15 protein-coding genes are annotated in these 16,231 nt (G+C 60.8%); 10 read left to right on the top strand and 5 right to left on the bottom strand.

Annotated features, from left to right (window positions below; translation table 11 throughout):
* Positions 1 to 234 precede the first annotated feature (234 nt).
* From KW840_RS19295 to KW840_RS19285, 3 genes are read left to right on the top strand one after another with little or no spacing between them, the layout of a single operon-like run.
* Complete coding sequence (locus tag KW840_RS19295) at positions 235 to 1,593, top strand: TolC family outer membrane protein (protein ID WP_218496985.1); 1,359 nt, start codon at positions 235 to 237, stop codon at positions 1,591 to 1,593.
* Positions 1,594 to 1,609: 16 nt separating this feature from the next.
* Positions 1,610 to 3,769 (top strand): type I secretion system permease/ATPase, encoded by a 2,160-nt coding sequence (locus tag KW840_RS19290; protein ID WP_218496983.1) that lies wholly within the window; start codon positions 1,610 to 1,612, stop codon positions 3,767 to 3,769.
* A gap of 9 nt (positions 3,770 to 3,778) precedes the next feature.
* Positions 3,779 to 5,134: an HlyD family type I secretion periplasmic adaptor subunit gene (locus KW840_RS19285; RefSeq protein WP_218496981.1), complete on the top strand. Its 1,356-nt coding sequence runs from the start codon at positions 3,779 to 3,781 to the stop codon at positions 5,132 to 5,134.
* A 145-nt stretch (positions 5,135 to 5,279) separates the two neighbouring features.
* On the opposite strand, the gene KW840_RS19280 is transcribed toward KW840_RS19285, so the two are convergent.
* Complete coding sequence (locus KW840_RS19280; protein ID WP_218496979.1) at positions 5,280 to 5,876, bottom strand: tRNA-uridine aminocarboxypropyltransferase; 597 nt, start codon at positions 5,874 to 5,876, stop codon at positions 5,280 to 5,282.
* A 5-nt stretch (positions 5,877 to 5,881) separates the two neighbouring features.
* On the bottom strand, positions 5,882 to 6,775 hold the full coding sequence (locus KW840_RS19275) for a LysR family transcriptional regulator (RefSeq protein ID WP_007972518.1): 894 nt from the start codon (positions 6,773 to 6,775) through the stop codon (positions 5,882 to 5,884).
* A 349-nt stretch (positions 6,776 to 7,124) separates the two neighbouring features.
* Between KW840_RS19275 and speB the strand changes: the two genes are divergently transcribed.
* The 6 genes from speB to KW840_RS19245 all read left to right on the top strand — a co-directional run bounded on the left by speB (position 7,125) and on the right by KW840_RS19245 (position 12,759).
* A complete protein-coding gene (speB, locus tag KW840_RS19270) occupies positions 7,125 to 8,075 on the top strand; it encodes an agmatinase (RefSeq protein WP_007984912.1) in 951 nt (316 codons plus the stop codon).
* A 9-nt stretch (positions 8,076 to 8,084) separates the two neighbouring features.
* Entirely contained in the window at positions 8,085 to 8,507 is a 423-nt protein-coding gene (locus KW840_RS19265; protein ID WP_090453759.1) for a nuclear transport factor 2 family protein, read from the top strand.
* 55 nt (positions 8,508 to 8,562) lie between these two features.
* Complete coding sequence (locus KW840_RS19260; RefSeq protein ID WP_218496977.1) at positions 8,563 to 10,074, top strand: cytosine permease; 1,512 nt, start codon at positions 8,563 to 8,565, stop codon at positions 10,072 to 10,074.
* A gap of 172 nt (positions 10,075 to 10,246) precedes the next feature.
* Positions 10,247 to 11,626, top strand: coding sequence for a sodium:solute symporter (locus KW840_RS19255; protein WP_057715959.1), 1,380 nt, complete (start codon positions 10,247 to 10,249; stop codon positions 11,624 to 11,626).
* Between the two features lie 85 nt (positions 11,627 to 11,711).
* On the top strand, positions 11,712 to 12,437 hold the full coding sequence (locus tag KW840_RS19250; RefSeq protein ID WP_218496975.1) for an MBL fold metallo-hydrolase: 726 nt from the start codon (positions 11,712 to 11,714) through the stop codon (positions 12,435 to 12,437).
* Positions 12,438 to 12,507: 70 nt separating this feature from the next.
* Positions 12,508 to 12,759 (top strand): phosphopantetheine-containing protein, encoded by a 252-nt coding sequence (locus KW840_RS19245; protein WP_090453753.1) that lies wholly within the window; start codon positions 12,508 to 12,510, stop codon positions 12,757 to 12,759.
* A gap of 87 nt (positions 12,760 to 12,846) precedes the next feature.
* Here the strand turns inward: KW840_RS19245 and KW840_RS28605 are convergent, their stop codons facing one another.
* Together KW840_RS28605 and KW840_RS19240 are read right to left on the bottom strand one after the other, a co-directional pair.
* Entirely contained in the window at positions 12,847 to 12,975 is a 129-nt protein-coding gene (locus tag KW840_RS28605; protein ID WP_007972508.1) for a PA1414 family protein, read from the bottom strand.
* 135 nt (positions 12,976 to 13,110) lie between these two features.
* The gene (locus KW840_RS19240) at positions 13,111 to 14,004 is read right to left on the bottom strand and encodes a LysR family transcriptional regulator (RefSeq protein ID WP_150813376.1); all 894 of its coding nucleotides are present in this window, start codon (positions 14,002 to 14,004) and stop codon (positions 13,111 to 13,113) included.
* Positions 14,005 to 14,108: 104 nt separating this feature from the next.
* On the opposite strand from KW840_RS19240, the gene KW840_RS19235 reads away from it, so the two are divergent.
* Positions 14,109 to 15,290, top strand: a complete 1,182-nt coding sequence (locus KW840_RS19235) for an MFS transporter (RefSeq protein ID WP_218496973.1) — start codon at positions 14,109 to 14,111, stop codon at positions 15,288 to 15,290.
* Here KW840_RS19235 and KW840_RS19230 read toward each other — a convergent pair.
* Positions 15,235 to 16,167, bottom strand: coding sequence for a DMT family transporter (locus tag KW840_RS19230; protein WP_057715964.1), 933 nt, complete (start codon positions 16,165 to 16,167; stop codon positions 15,235 to 15,237). The two genes, KW840_RS19235 and KW840_RS19230, sit on opposite strands and share 56 nt — an antisense overlap.
* Between the last annotated feature and the right edge of the window lie 64 nt (positions 16,168 to 16,231).

Raw genomic sequence — 16,231 nt, 5'->3', positions numbered from 1 at the left:
AAAACCCTGATGAGCGCCCTAGAGCCCATAAAACAAGGGCTTTCTAATTGAACAATGTGCTGGATTTTGCAGAGCGCATAAGTTTTTTTTGGCATATCCGTTATGAAAAAAATTTCTTGGCTACGCTCCAGAATGTTCTTAGCTCTTTTGTTAAAGATGTGAAACAACTTTACCGGTAAATTTCGTCAAATAATTGGCGACAGACAAGCACCATCAGGAATCAGGGAGATGTAAATGCGCCTATTAACCCCCCTCTGTAGCGCGGTTCTTTTGGCCATGGCCTGCTCGTCCCAGGCGCAGGCCATAACGCTGACCGAAGCGATCCAGAGCACCATTGCGACCCACCCGGAACTGGCATCCCGGGTGGACAGCCGACTGTCGGCGGATGAGGACGTGAAGGTCGCCAAAGGGGGCTTTTATCCATCGGTTGATTTGAACGCCGCCTACGGGCGCGGGTACAGCGATAACACCAATACCCGGGCGTTCGGCAATCACCACACCGAAATTCTCAATTACACCCAGTCGGAATTGCGCCTGCGGCAAATGCTCTTCGACGGGTTCAACACTTCCAATGAAGTCGAACGCACCAAAGGCGTGGTCAACTCGCGAGCCTATTACGCTCAGGGTACGGCTCAGGATCTGGCCCTGCGCACCACCGAGGTTTACCTCGAAGTCCTCAAGCGCCGCGAACTGGTGACCCTGGCCAAGAACAACCTGCAAGCGCACTTGCGGGTCAACGACCAGATCGGCCTGCGCACCCAGCGCGGCGTGGGCAGCAACGCCGATGCCGACCAGTCCAGCGCTCGCCGGGCACTGGCGGAAAACAACCTCGACACCGCCGAAGTCGATTTGGCCGATGCCGAGTCGAACTTCTATGCCGTTGTGGGGCGCATGCCCGATGAACTCGAAACCCCGCCGTCGATTCGCGGCGAAGTCCCCACTACCCTGCCCGAAGCCCAGCAGAGCATGGTGGAAAACAACCCTTACCTGAAATCCGCCCAGGCCGACGTGCAATCGGCCGAAAGCCAGTACGAAGTCGCCAAGTCGCCGTTCTACCCTCGCTTCGACGCCGAAGCGGCGGTGGGCGCGAACAACAACCTGCAGGGTGAGGAAGGTCACGACAACGAATGGCGGGTCGGCGTGGTGATGAACTACAACCTGTTCCGCGGCGGCAGCGACAAGGCGCGCCTGGCCTCCGACTCGCACAAGATCAACCAAGCCATGGACATCCGCAACAATGCCCTGCGCCAGCTCAACGAGAACATTCACCTGGCCTGGAACGCCATGGTCAACGCCAAGAAACAAACCCCGACCGCCCGTGAATACGCCGACACCAGTAAGCGCGTGCGCGTCGCCTACCAGGATCAGTTCGGCCTCGGCCAACGGACCCTGCTGGACCTGCTCGACAGCGAAAACGAGCTCTACAACGCCAACCGTCGCTACACCGAAGTGCGCTACACCGAAGAGTTCTCGATGTACCGTGTCCTGGCGAACATGGGCCAGTTGCTGAGCAAGCAACGGGTCGTACTGCCCGCCGACGCGATCGCCCAGACCGAAGTGAAAAACGAAGCTCGTCTACCTGACATGAAGTAGTGCACGGGAGGGTTCAATGACCAGCATGGAACCCGGCAACACCGGTGTCGATCCGCGCCTGAGCTTCGATGACCCGCTTCTGGACGGTCTGTTGATCCTCTGCAAACTCCACGGCGCGACGGTCAGTCGCGCCAGCCTCAGTGCCGGGCTCCCCATGGCACACCAACGCCTGAGCCTGGACCTGCTGCCCCGTGCAGCGGCCCGGGCCGGTTTGCAGGCACGTTTGCTGCGCCGTAACCTCAAAGACATCTCATCGCTCAACCTGCCCGTGCTGCTATTGCTCAACAACGGCCGCACGGCTGTGCTGCGTCGTTATGGCGAGGACGGCAAGGTGCTGATCCTGCCCAGCGAAGCCGACGGCGGCGAACAATGGCTCAGCCCAGAGGAGCTGGCCGAACACTACAGTGGCCAGGCATTGTTCGCCCGGCCACGTCACGAACTCGAAGACTTGCGATCGCCGCTGGTGCCTCGGGTCCAGGCCTGGTTTCGCGATACGCTGAAGCTGTCGAAATGGCTGTACAGCGATGCGATCCTGGCGAGCTTCCTGATCAACCTGCTGGGACTGATGGTGCCGCTGTTCGTGATGCAGACCTACGATCGCGTGGTGCCGAACCAGGCCACTTCGACCTTGTGGGTGCTGGCGATCGGTTTGCTGATCGGCACGGCTTTCGAACTGGTGCTGCGAGTTGTGCGCGCGCACTTGCTGGATACCGCCGGCAAGAAAACCGATGTGATCCTGTCCGCCACCCTGTTCGAGCGCATCACCGGCATGGCGATGAAAGCACGGCCGGCGACCATCGGTGGCTTCGCCCAAAGCATTCATGACTTCCAGGGCCTGCGGGAATTTCTCACCGCCGTGACCCTCACCAGCCTGATCGACCTGCCCTTCTGCCTGCTGATGCTGCTGGTGATCGGCCTGCTCGGTGGCTGGCTGGTGGTGATCCCGATGCTGGCGTTTCCCATCACCATCATCTTCGCCATGGTGATCCAGGTGCGCCTGCGCGATACCGTGCAAAAAAGCCTCAGCCTGGGCGCCGAACGCCAGGCACTGCTGATCGAAACCCTCAGCGGCCTGGAAACCCTCAAGGCCTGCAGCGCCGAAAGCGAACGCCAGCACAAATGGGAAAGCACCCACGGCGCCCTCACCCGCCTCGACAGCCACGCGCGCAACCTCTCGGCCCTGGCCACTAACGGCACGTTGTTCATCCAGCAACTGTCCGGCATGGCAATCATCGTCGCCGGGGTCTACAGCATCATCGCCGGCAACCTCAGCGTCGGAGCCCTGGTGGCCAGTTACATGCTCGGTAGCCGGGTACTTGCACCACTGGGTCAGATCGCCGGCCTGATCACCCGCTACCAGCAAGCGCAACTGACCATGAAAAGCACCGATGCGCTGATGGGGCTGCCCCAGGAGCGCGACGCCAGACAACGGCCACTGGAGCGCACCCAACTGCAAGGCGCACTGGATGTTGTCGGCGTAACCTTCCACTACAACGGCCAAAGTGCGCCTGCCCTGGCCAATGCCAGCTTCAGTGTGAAACCCGGCGAGCGCATCGGCATCATCGGCCGCAGCGGCTCAGGCAAAAGTACCCTGGCGCGACTGGTGATGGGCTTCTACGAACCGGATGAAGGCCAGTTGCTGCTCGATGGTCTGGACCTGCGGCAACTGGACGTCGCCGACCTGCGCCATCAAATCGGTTACGTCGCCCACGACCTGCCGCTTTTGGCCGGCAGCCTGCGCGACAACCTGACCCTCGGCGCGCGCTATATCAGCGACTCACGCATGCTCGAAGTGGCAGAGATGACCGGCGTTACCGAACTGGCCCGGCAACACCCGCAAGGCTTCGACCGGCCTGTGGGTGAACGCGGGCAACTGTTGTCCGGCGGCCAGCGCCAGGCCGTATTGATGGCCCGGGCGATGTTGCTCGACCCGCCCATCATGCTGCTCGACGAACCCACCAGCGCCATGGACAACAGCAGCGAAGACGTCCTGCGGCAAAAACTTCACGGATGGGTCCAGGGCAAAACCATCCTGCTGGTGACCCACCGCACCTCGATGCTGAGCCTGGTGGACCGGCTGGTGGTACTGGACAACGGACGGATCGTCGCCGACGGTCCGAAAGACGCGGTCATCGATGCACTGCGCAAGGGCCGTGTCGGCTCTGCGGCCGTCTAGGAGTCGCCCATGTCTGCCGATCAAGGTTCCCGTGGCTACTTCGACAGTTTCAACAAAAGTGCCGAAACCGAGTACATGCCGGAAACCGCCGGCGCCTCCTTGCAGGACTCACCGCGCTGGTCGCGGATCACCGTGTGGCTGGCGGCCACGCTGTTGGTCTGTGCACTGGTCTGGGCCAAATTCGCCGTGTTGCAGGAAGTGACCATGGGCGAAGGCAAGGCGATTCCGTCAAGCAAGGTCCAGGTGATCCAGAACCTGGAGGGCGGCATCGTCACTGAAATTTTCGTCCGTGAAGGACAGATGGTGAACAAGGGCGACACCTTGCTGCGCCTGGATGACACCCGCTACCTGTCGAACAAGGGCGAAAGCGAAGCCGATCGCTTTGCCTTGACCGCGCAGGTCGAACGGCTTTCGGCCGAAGCCGAAGGCCGGCCGTTCAAGCTGTCGGAAGAAGTGATCGCCAAAGCCCCGCAAGTGGCTGAAGACGAGCGTTCGTTGTACGAACAGCGGCAACGGCGACTGGCCAGCGAGCAGCGCACCCTGAGCGAACAACTACGGCAAAAAACCCAGGAGTTAGCGGAGTTCCGCTCGAAACAGGGTCAATTCAGTTCAAGCCTGGCGTTGTTGCAACAAGAGATGAACATGTCCGCGCCGCTGGTGGGCACGGGGGCGGTGTCACCGGTGGAAATTCTGCGGCTCAAACGCAGCGCAGTGGAGATTCGCGGCTCATTGAACGCCACCACACTGGCGATTCCCCGGGCGGAATCGGCGATCAACGAAATCAAAAGCAAGATCGACGAGTCGGAGCAAACCTTCCGCTCGGAAGCCGCCAAAGAGCTGAACGAGAAACGCACTGACCTGTCGAAAATCACGGCCTCGAGCATCGCCATCGACGACCGCGTGACCCGCACCACCGTGGTCTCGCCAGTGCACGGCATCATCAAGGTGTTGAAGGTCAACACCATCGGCGGCGTGGTCCAGCCCGGCAGTGACATGGTGGAAATCGTACCGCTGGAAGACAACCTGCTGATCGAAGCCAAGGTACGGCCACAGGACGTTGCGTTCCTGCATCCGGGCCAGAAAGCCATGGTCAAGTTCAGTGCCTACGACTACACCATTTACGGCGGCCTGAGCGCCAAGCTGGAGTTGATCGGCGCTGACACCATCACCGACGATAAGGGCAACAGCTTCTATCTGATTCAGGTGCGAACCGACAAAAACCATTTGGGCGGGGATGTGAAACCACTGCTGATCATCCCGGGGATGGTGGCGACGGTGGACATTATTACCGGGGAGAAAACGGTGCTGGATTATCTGCTCAAGCCGGTGTTGAAGGCGCGGACCGAGGCGATGCGGGAGCGGTAGGCAGTATCCAGAATCTGCAGTGACTGATCTGCCGCCATCGCGAGCAAGCTCGCTCCCACAGTGTCCGTGTCGTACAAAAAATCTGCGAATGCCACTGAACCTGTGGGAGCGAGCTTGCTCGCGATGAGGCCGGCAAGACCACCAATCATTTTTCAGAATGATTACGCTGGTAAACCTCCTCCCCCATCGCCGCAATCTGCCCCTCGATCAACGCTTCGAATGGCTTTAACAACGGCGCAAACGAAGTCGGCGCTTCCAGGGTTTCCAGCGCCTGCACAATCGCCTCCACCGTCGACAACGCCCCCGGTCCCGGTGCCTTGCGCAACCGATAGCGGGACACACCGCCCTCGGCCAGCGTCACCCTTGGCAACGCCGCCAGCAGCGGATTGAGGTGCAGCATCTTGCGTGCCTTGCGCCAGGTACCATCCGGGACCACCAGCAGCAAGGGTTCGTCTGTCGCGGCACAAGCCTGCATCGGTTGGGCATCTTCGCCGGGAAACAGCAACCGCGCCCGATATCCCGACTGATTCAACAGCGCTGGCAAATCCTCAAACACCTCGCCGACGATCAACTCGGCATTCGTCAACCCAAGCGCCGCCAGACGCGCGGTGTTCAACGCATGATTCACTTCGCTCGGATGCTGCAACAACAGTACCCGGGTGCGGCTGTCGAGGCTCGGGATCAACGGGCACAGGCAGTGGCTTTGCGGGCGCAGGCAGCGCGGACATTGAATTCTGGACATCGTCTTTACGCCTGATTCAGTTGTGCTTTGAGCAGATCACGGAATGTCTGGATCAGCGGCTCGCGGCTACGGCCCCGACGCACGATCATCGAGAACGGCGCTTGATAACCGAAGGTCGCCGGCAGCAGCACCCGCAAGTCACCCTTGTCGGCCCAGGCCTGGGCGTAATGCTCCGGCAGGTAACCGATGTAGGCGCCGGACAGCACCAGGATCAACTGGGCCTCCATACTTTCTACCGTCGCGGCACTGTGCTTGAAACCGTGGCGCGCCAGTTCGGCCTGGCTCCAGTAGCCACGACCGACCATGCGCTGCTGGGTGATGACTTGCTCGGGAATGCGCCGCTCGTTGAACAGCGGATGCCGCGTGCTGCAATACAACCAGTGTTGTTCACGGTACAGCGGCATGTACACCAGGCCGCTCATGCGCGTGGAAAACGCACCGATGGCCAGGTCGAGACGGTTGTCCTGCACGCCGAGTTGCAATTCGTAAGGGCTCATCACCGACAGGTGCAAGTGCACGGCCGGGTGTTCCTGGCTGTAGGCGCCGATGGCTTCGGCGAACGGCAGGGCCTTGTCGCTGACGGTGGAGTCGATCACCCCCAGGTTCAAGGTACCGCGCAATTCGCCCTTGAGGGCGGCGGCGTACTGCTCGAAGCCTTCGAGTTCGCCCAACAGACGCAGGGTTTCCTGATGGAACAGCTCGCCCTTGCTGGTCAGGCTGAAACCGCCACGGCCGCGATGGCACAGCACCAGGCCAAGGGCTGCTTCGAGCTGGCTCATGTAGGTGCTGATGGCCGACGTCGAGAGATTGAGCTCCTGCTGGGCGTTGGCGAACCCCTGATGGCGCACCACGCTGACGAAGATGCGCAATAGTTTCAGGTCGGGTAAAGCGTTGGCCATGGAAATGCTCCGATCTCGGGGTGACGCGCAATGCTCGATTCAATGCAAATCCTTGTGGGAGCGAGCTTGCTCGCGATGAGGGCGTAACAGCCAACATCAATGTTGACTGACCCACCGCTATCGCGAGCAAGCTCGCTCCCACCAGGTTTGTTCCCGGCATTGGGTTTTGCGTATGGGGTGAAGTCTAACGCCGCCACTTCCATTAGTTTAGAAAAATCTGAACTAAGTATTTGCCCGTAGCGATTCTTCCCGGCCACTACATTTCGCAGAATCGGCCCACAACGGTGCCCGTCCCTTCCGTGAACGGCGCAACCGACATAAATAAAACAACGACGATGAGGCCCTACCCGTGGACAAGATTCTTCACCAACCACTGGGCGGCAACGAAATGCCGCGCTTCGGCGGCATCGCCACCATGATGCGACTCCCCCATTTGAATACCGCTGCCGGCCTGGACGCTGCCTTCGTAGGCGTGCCCCTGGACATCGGTACCTCCCTGCGCCCCGGCACCCGCTTCGGGCCTCGCGAAATCCGCGCTGAATCGGTAATGATTCGCCCGTACAACATGGCCACCGGTGCTGCGCCGTTCGACTCGCTGTCGGTTGCCGACATTGGCGACATCGCGATCAACACCTTCAACCTGCTGGATGCCGTACGGATCATTGAAGAGTCCTACGACAACATCCTCGAACACGACGTGATCCCGCTGACCCTGGGCGGCGACCACACCATCACCCTGCCGATCCTGCGTGCCATCCATAAAAAGCACGGCAAGGTCGGCCTGGTGCACATCGATGCCCACGCCGATGTGAACGATCACATGTTCGGCGAGAAAATCGCCCACGGCACCACCTTCCGTCGCGCCGTTGAAGAAGGCCTGCTGGACCCGGACCGTGTCGTGCAGATCGGCCTGCGCGCCCAGGGCTACACCGCTGACGACTTCAACTGGAGCCGCAACCAGGGCTTCCGTGTGGTTCAGGCTGAAGAGTGCTGGCACAAATCGCTGGAGCCCTTGATGGCTGAAGTCCGCGAAAAAGTCGGCGGCGGTCCTGTTTACCTGAGCTTCGACATCGACGGCATCGACCCGGCCTGGGCACCTGGCACCGGTACCCCGGAAATCGGCGGTCTGACGACCATTCAGGCGATCGAGATCGTTCGTGGCTGCCAAGGCCTCGACCTGGTCGGTTGCGATCTGGTAGAAGTCTCGCCCGCTTACGACACCACCGGCAACACCTCGCTGCTGGCCGCCAACCTGCTGTACGAAATGCTCTGCGTACTGCCTGGCGTAGTCCACCGCTGAGGATCGGTCATGAGCGAACGTGATCAGGTTCTCAAGGCCGCCGCCGATCTGGTGTCCGCTTTTGCCCGTAACGATCGCGAAGCCTACTTCGGCGCGTTCAGCGCCGATGCCAGCTTCGTCTTCTACACCCTCGAACAGCCCCTGCTGTCGCGCGACGCCTATCAGGCGTTGTGGGACGGCTGGCGCTCTGAGGATGGCTTCGAGGTGCTCTCGTGCACTTCAAGCAACGCTTTCGTCAGCCTGCAGGGTGACGTGGCGATTTTCATCCATGACGTGGCCACCGAGTTGCGCATGCAAGGGGAGCAACACTTCAGCCAGGAGCGCGAGACGATTGTTTTCAAGAAACAAGCGTCTGGCCAAGAACAACAAGGCCTATGGCTGGCCTGCCACGAACATTTATCCGCGATGCCGGAAGGGCTGCCACCCCCTTAGCCAACACAGGTGACGCTCACGCACGATGAGCGCGCCTTTATGATCGGAGCTGATCATGAATAACAAAAACAACGAAAAAAGCCTTAGCAGCATCGAAACAAACGGGGTCGAACAGATCCCGGACAATGAGCGTGACGCCAAGCCCAGCGATCTGTTTCGCCTGATCTTCGGCGGCGCCAACACCTTTGCCACCGCCGTGCTCGGCAGTTTCCCGGTGCTGTTCGGCCTGTCCTTTCAGGCTGGCGTCTGGGCGATTGTGCTGGGCGTGGTACTCGGTGCGCTGATCCTGGCGCCGATGGGCCTGTTCGGCCCCATCAACGGCACCAACAACGCCGTCTCTTCCGGTGCGCACTTCGGCGTGCACGGGCGAATCGTCGGTTCGTTCCTGTCGCTGCTGACCGCTATCGCGTTTTTCTCGCTCTCCGTCTGGAGTTCGGGCGATGCGCTGGTGGGCGGTGCCAAACGCCTGATCGATCTACCGGAAACCGATCTGACCCTGGGCCTGGCCTACGGTCTGTTCGCGCTGCTGGTATTGACCGTGTGCATCTATGGTTTCCGCTTCATGCTGTGGGTCAACCGCATTGCGGTGTGGGCAGCCAGCCTGCTGTTCCTGCTGGGCGTTTTCGCTTTCGCCCCTGCATTCGACAGTCAGTACGCCGGCACCGTAGCCATGGGCCAGGCCGGATTCTGGGCTGCGTTCATCGGGGCAGCATTGGTGGCCATGAGCAACCCGATCTCCTTCGGTGCGTTCCTCGGTGACTGGTCGCGCTACATCCCTCGTGATACGCCCAAAGGCCGGATCATGGTGTCGGTGATCGCTGCGCAACTGGCCACGCTGATTCCGTTCCTGTTCGGCCTCGTCACCGCCACTATCGTAGCGGTCAAGGCACCGGACTACATCGCGGCCAACAACTATGTCGGCGGCCTGCTGGCGGTATCGCCGAGCTGGTTCTTCCTGCCGGTGTGCCTGATCGCGGTCATCGGCGGCATGTCCACCGGCACCACTTCGCTGTACGGCACAGGCCTGGACATGTCCAGCGTGTTCCCTCGGGTGCTGTCGCGAGTCAAGGCCACGTTGCTGATCGGTGTGATGTCGATTGCCTTCATCTTCATCGGGCGCTTCGCGGCCAACCTGGTGCAGAGCGTGTCGACCTTCGCCGTGCTGATCATCACCTGCACCACCCCGTGGATGGTGATCATGATCATCGGCCTGCTGGTGCGTCGCGGCTTCTACTGCCCGGATGACCTGCAAGTGTTCACCCGCGGCGAGAAAGGTGGCCGCTACTGGTTCACCCACGGCTGGAACTGGCGAGGCCTGGGTGCCTGGATCCCGAGCGCGGCCGTTGGCCTGTGCTTCGTGAACCTGCCGGGTCAGTTTGTCGGGCCGCTGGGCGAAATGGCCGGTGGTATCGACATCAGCCTGCCGGTGACCCTGGGCCTGGCATCGTTGGTGTACCTGATTCTGCTGAGCCTGTTCCCGGAATCGAGCGCAGTGTTCGGTCCGAACGACCCTCGCAGCAAGAGCACGGATTCGCTCGCTAAACCGGCGATGCGTCAAGCCGCCTGATTCAACGCACTACCTGCGGTCAACACATTACCTGTGGGAGCGTGGCTTGCCCGCGATGAACGATAACGCGGTCTGCCTGGCGGACCGCGGCGCTCCCTTCGTGGGCAAGCAACGCTCCCACAGGGATTGATTTTCAGCCTCACATAAAAAAGACAATCGGAGACACGCCACAATGGCTTTGGATTTATTCGTCGTACTCATCTACGCCGCCGCGATGCTGATACTCGGCTACTACGGCATGCGCAAGGCCAAGACCAACGAAGACTTTTTGGTCGCCGGTCGTAACCTCGGCCCAAGTCTGTACATGGGCACCATGGCTGCCACCGTTCTGGGCGGCGCGTCCACCGTGGGCACCGTGCGTCTGGGCTACGTGCATGGCATCTCCGGCTTCTGGCTGTGTGCCGCACTGGGTTGCGGGATCGTGGCGCTGAACCTGTTCCTCGCCAAACCGCTACTGAAACTGAAGATCTACACCGTTACCCAGGTCCTGGAAAAACGCTACAACCCGATGGCCCGCTCCGCGAGCGCGGTGATCATGCTGGCCTACGCGCTGATGATCGGCGTGACCTCGATCCTGGCGATCGGCACTGTGCTGCAAGTGCTGTTCGGCCTGCCGTTCTGGATCTCGGTCCTGCTCGGCGGCGGCGTCGTGGTGATCTACTCGGCCATTGGCGGCATGTGGTCCCTGACCCTGACCGACATCGTTCAGTTCGTGATCAAGACTGTCGGCCTGATGTTCATCCTGTTGCCGATCTGCCTGTACCGCGTTGGCGGTTGGGATGAGTTGGTAATGAAACTGCCGGCGGCGAGCTTCAGCTTCACCACCATCGGCTGGGACACCATCATCACCTACTTCATGATCTACTTCTTCGGCATCCTGATCGGTCAGGACATCTGGCAACGGGTGTTCACCGTCAAGACCGCCAAAGTGGCTCAGGTTGCCGGTACCGCTGCCGGTATCTACTGCATCCTCTACGGCCTGGCCTGCGCCTTGATCGGCATGGCTGCACACGTACTGATCCCGGATCTCGACAACGTCAACAACGCCTTCGCTGCGATCGTGAAACTGTCCCTGCCGGACGGTATCCGTGGTCTGGTGATCGCTGCCGCACTGGCCGCCATGATGTCCACCGCCAGCGCCGGCCTGCTGGCCGCCGCCACCACCCTGACCGAAGACCTGCTGCCGAAACTGCGTGGCGGTAAACAGTCGAGCCTGGCGATCAACCGCCTGTTCACCCTGTTGACCGGCATCGTGGTACTGGGCATCGCTCTGATCGTGAACGACGTGATCAGCGCCCTGACCCTGGCCTACAACCTGTTGGTAGGCGGCATGCTGATCCCGCTGATGGGTGCGATCTTCTGGAAACGCGCTACCACCGCCGGCGCTATCGCCAGCATGGGCATGGGCTTTGCCACCGCGCTGCTGTTCATGTTCAAGGACGGTCTGGACGCCAACACCCCGATCTACTACAGCCTCGGTGTAGGCCTGGTGAGTTTCGTGGTGGTGAGCTTGATGTCCCGCCGCACGGCAGCAGTGGCCAGCGCTGCCTAAGCTGAACATAACGACTTGATGCTTTCTTCGACGAGTGTGGCGTCGGTTGCCACACTCGTTTTTTTTCGTCTGGAGAAAACTGCTTATGAAGATCGTCAGCCGCGACCAGTGGTTTGAAGTCAAACATCTCAGCGACGGCATCCGCCTGATCCACGAGCCGTACATCCGGCCTTTCTACCGCTGCAACCTCTGGTACATCCAGGGCCGTGACAAAGACCTGCTGCTGGACAGCGGCTCGGGCCTGGTCAGTCTGCGCGAGCAACTGCCGTGGATCACCGAACGGCCGCTGGTGGCTGTTGCCAGCCACTGCCATTTCGATCACATCGCCGGTCATCACGAATTCGCTGAACGGCTGGTGCATCCGGCCGAGGCGGACATTCTCGCGGCACCCGATGGCAACAACGACCTGAGCAAAGCCTTTGTCGGCGACGACATGTTCGAGGCGCACCCCGATTGCCCGCTGTGCTACGCCGAATACCGGGTGAAGGCCGCACCGGCCACGGGGTTTGTCGAAGATGGCGATGTGCTGGACCTGGGCAATCGGGTGTTGCAGGTCGTGCACACACCGGGACACTCGCCCGGTGGCATCTGCCTGTACGAAGCCGCCACAGAGATCTTGTTCAGCGGCGACATCATCTACGACGGCCCGCTAATCGAAGACGCCTACCACTCCAATCTCGATGACTACGCCCGCAGCCTGCAACGTTTGCGCACGCTATCGATCCGCACGGTGCATGGCGGGCACTTCGGCAGTTTTTCCGGGGAGCATTTGCGTAGCATGATCGACCAATGGCAGCGCTCACACGGCTAAAGCCTGCTGTACTCAACGGCAGGAACTGCACCGGCAGGGAGAACTGAACCCACCTCCTCGAAGAACGATCATGAAAGAAGCTGCCCTTCGTGCTGTCGTACATCGCTACATCAGCCGCCTGCTGGAAGGTCGGGATGACTTCGACGACAACGCCAGCCTGGCGCAGTTGGGATTGGATAAAAATGATATCGAAGAACTGATCTTCCATCTGGAAGATGAGCTGGGTGTCACGGCGTTTACCGTGGAAGAAGACCGGATGCTCAAGACCGCCAGGACGGCGAATGATTTGAGCCGGTTCTTGCTGGAGATCGAACGGTACTAAGTCTGGTAATCAAACGTACACGAAGCGGCAAGGGAGCTTGCTCCCTCGCCACAGGAAAACCTTTCACCTGTCAGATGTTATCTGCCATTACCGGCGCCGCTGCTGGCGCCGACGTTGTTCGTCGTCAGTACGAACAGGCACGGGTTGCAGAGGCGGCTCGATCAAACCGAGAGCAACGCCCAAGTCATGCAGCCAGTTTTGGATTTTCTCTTTCATGATGCCCCCTTCAGGGTAGTGCCGAGCGGCCAAAGTACTGTAGCCCCTTCGTACAGATAATAGTCCGAAGTCCTACGCAATGCTCGCGCAAAGTCACAATGATCTGTTACTGAATCCATCAAAATCAGCCTGCGTTCAGGCAATGTCCTGCGCCCGTACATGTGCCTGTGGAAAAACCACCTGTTGCTGCTCGATCCAGGCATTCAGGTTGGCCCCGACCATGCCCTTGCGCCACATCAGCCAGGTGGTAGCACTGGCGAACGGTTCGGCCAAAGGATGTACGGCCACACTCTCACGGCCCGGCAGACTGGCGAGCATCGACTCCGACATCAGCGCCACACCGGAACCGGCAATTACACACGCCAACATTCCCGGATAGGACTCGATCTCCATCGCCCGGCCCATGGCCGCATGATCATGGGCGAACCAGGCTTCCAGGCGCATGCGGTAGGAGCAGCCCTGGCGAAAGGTGAACACCGAACGACCTTGCACATCCAGCGCGCTGCGCACGGGCGGATGGTCGGCCTCGCTGATCAGCACCAGGCGCTCGTCGCACAAGGGCACCCCGTCGAGTCCGGCCAGTTCCAGCGGGCCATCCACCAGCGCCGCATCGAGTCGACCGGTGAGCAGGCCTTCGAGCAGTTCACCGCTGGGGCCGGATTGTACTTGCAGGTTCACCGCCGGATACAAACGGTGGTAATGCGCCAATAGCCCCGGAAGGTGAATCGCCGCCGTGCTGTACATGGTGCCGAGCACGAAGTCTCCCGCCGGTTGCCCGCCCTGCACCGCCGCGCTGGCTTCGTCGCGCAAGGCAAACAGCCTGGCGGTGTAGTCCAGCAGGACTTTTCCCGCAGGCGACAACTGCAAGCGCTGACGTTCGCGCAGGAACAGTTCGACACCCAATTGCTCTTCCAGCTGTTTGAGCCGGGTCGACAGGTTCGACGGAACTCGATGTAGCCGTTCGGCGGCACGGGTTATGGATCCTTCCTCTGCCACCGCCTGGAAGATGCGCAATTGGCTGAACTCCACGACATTCTCCAAAAAAGAATAAGTTACTCACTATTATTCATTTTTAAAGAAAGTCAATCAGTCCTAGCCTGACGGTCATTGATCCTCCAGACGGACTCCAGACCATGTCTCCCCTGATCCGCTTATCCGCCAGCTTCGTTGCCCTGATGATGGCCATGGGCATCGGCCGCTTTGCCCTGACACCACAATTGCCGCACCTGCTCAGCGAAGGCCAGATCGACCTGACTGCCGCCGGGCTGATCGCCGCCGCCAACTACCTCGGTTATTTCATCGGTGCAGTGGATGCCATGTTTTCCCGGCGTCCGGCACAAGTGCGCCGACGCTTGTTCGGCGGATTGTGGCTGTGCGTGCTGCTGACCCTGGCGTCGTTCTGGGCCAATGGTTTCTGGTCGCACCTGTTGCTGCGCTTCGGCACCGGCGTGGCCAGCGCCTGGGTGTTGGTGATGATTACCGCCCTGAGCCAACCCCTCGCGGCAGCGGCCGGTCGTCCTCGGCTCGGAGCCCTGGTCTTCGCCGGACCCGGTTTGGGAATTTTTCTGACAGGTCTGTTGGCCCTGGGCTCGAATCTGCTGGGCCAGACTTCCGCCACCTTGTGGCTGGTGTACGCCGCCACGGGGCTGGCGATGCTGCTGGGGATCCTGCCGTTCCTGCCACAACCGAGTGTCACCGAGACTGCTGCACCCAGCGCCAGCGCCTCGGGCAATCAAGGCATCGCTCGCCTGGGCTGGATCTATGCCTTGTACGGATTGGGCTACATCATTCCCGCGACCTTTTTGTCGCAAATGGCCAACGCGCAATTCCATGGCCAATGGCAGGCTGACCTGTTCTGGCCGTGCTTTGGCCTGGCGGCGGCAGCCGGTGTGGTGCTGGTGAGTCTGCGTCGGCAAAAACCTGGCGCCACGAGTCACTGGCTGATGGCGACGTTATGGCTGCAAGCCGCGGGCGTGTTCGCCTGCCTGCTGGGCAACGGTCCAGGCCTGGCGTTGGGTGTGATCCTGTGCGGCACGCCGTTCCTGGCCTGTATGCAACTGGTGATGCAACGCTCCCGGGAACTGGCGCCCCATGCCACCCAGCGCAATGCCGGCCTGCTGACAGCCTGCTTTGCCGTGGGCCAGCTCAGCGGGCCATTGCTGGCGGCGCTGAGTAGTCATTTCAGTGGCGGTTTACAGCCGGCACTGGTGGTCGCCGGCTGCGGCTTGTTGATCGCCGGCGGTCTATTGCTCGCGCCGGTCAATGCTGCCCGAGGGCTTTGCGCAAACGACGGCGCAACCACTGCTCGGCGCTGACAAAAGTGATGCCCGCCAATACCAGAACGGCACCGATGACGAAGTTCAGGCTCAGCTCCTCGCCGAGCAGTACCACACCGAAGGTGACGCCGAACAACGGCGTCATGAACGAAAACACCGCAAGGTTGGCCGCCAGGTAACGGCGCAATAGCCAGAACCAGACCAGGTAACTGAAAAACGACACGACCACGCCCTGAAACAGCACACTGGCCACCGCCACATGGGTCAGGCTGACATGGGTGATCTGGCCGCTGAGCAGCGCAATCAACAACAAGCCGAAGAAGCCGACAATCAACTGATAGAACAGCGTCAGGGTCACCGGCGCTTCCGACAAGCGCGAGGCGCGCACCACCACCGTGGTCGCGCCCCAGGCGGCACCCGCCAGCACACCCAAGGCATCGCCCATCAACATGCGGTAATCAAGGTTGTCCCAGGACACCCCGCCGGCAAACGCGATGGCAATCCCGATAAACGCCAGGACAATCCCCAGCCATTGCAAAGGCCGCAATCGCTCACTGGGCAGCAACCAGTGCACCCCCAATGCGGTGAAGATCGGCGCGGTGTAGAGGAACACCGACATGTGCGCTGCCGTGGTCAGTTGCAGGCCTTCGGAAATGAAGAAGAACTCCAGGCCGAACAAGGCACCGGCCAACAGACCGCCGCGCCAGGTCGTACCCACCTGGTTCCAACCGCCCTTCCAGCAGATCAGCAGCCCGACCAGCAACGCCGACATACCGGAACGTCCGGCCGCCTGCATCACCGGCGCGATATCGGCCGCCGCCCACTTGATCATCACCTGCTGCACGCCCCAGATCAGGCACAACCCGACCATCACTTGCAGGGCAAACCCGTCGGCGCTGCGCCGGGTGGCGCTCACCGGAACACCTCGAAGACACAATCCATGGCAAAGACTCGGCAGAAAAAAAACAAAGCCCCGGCCT

It is taken from the genome of Pseudomonas sp. PDM30 (assembly GCF_019218985.1).
In the GTDB taxonomy this organism is placed as follows: Bacteria; Pseudomonadota; Gammaproteobacteria; order Pseudomonadales; family Pseudomonadaceae; genus Aquipseudomonas; species Aquipseudomonas jessenii.
The sequence above is the reverse complement of the archived record's forward strand: the minus strand, read 5'-3'. Positions and strand labels throughout refer to the sequence as shown.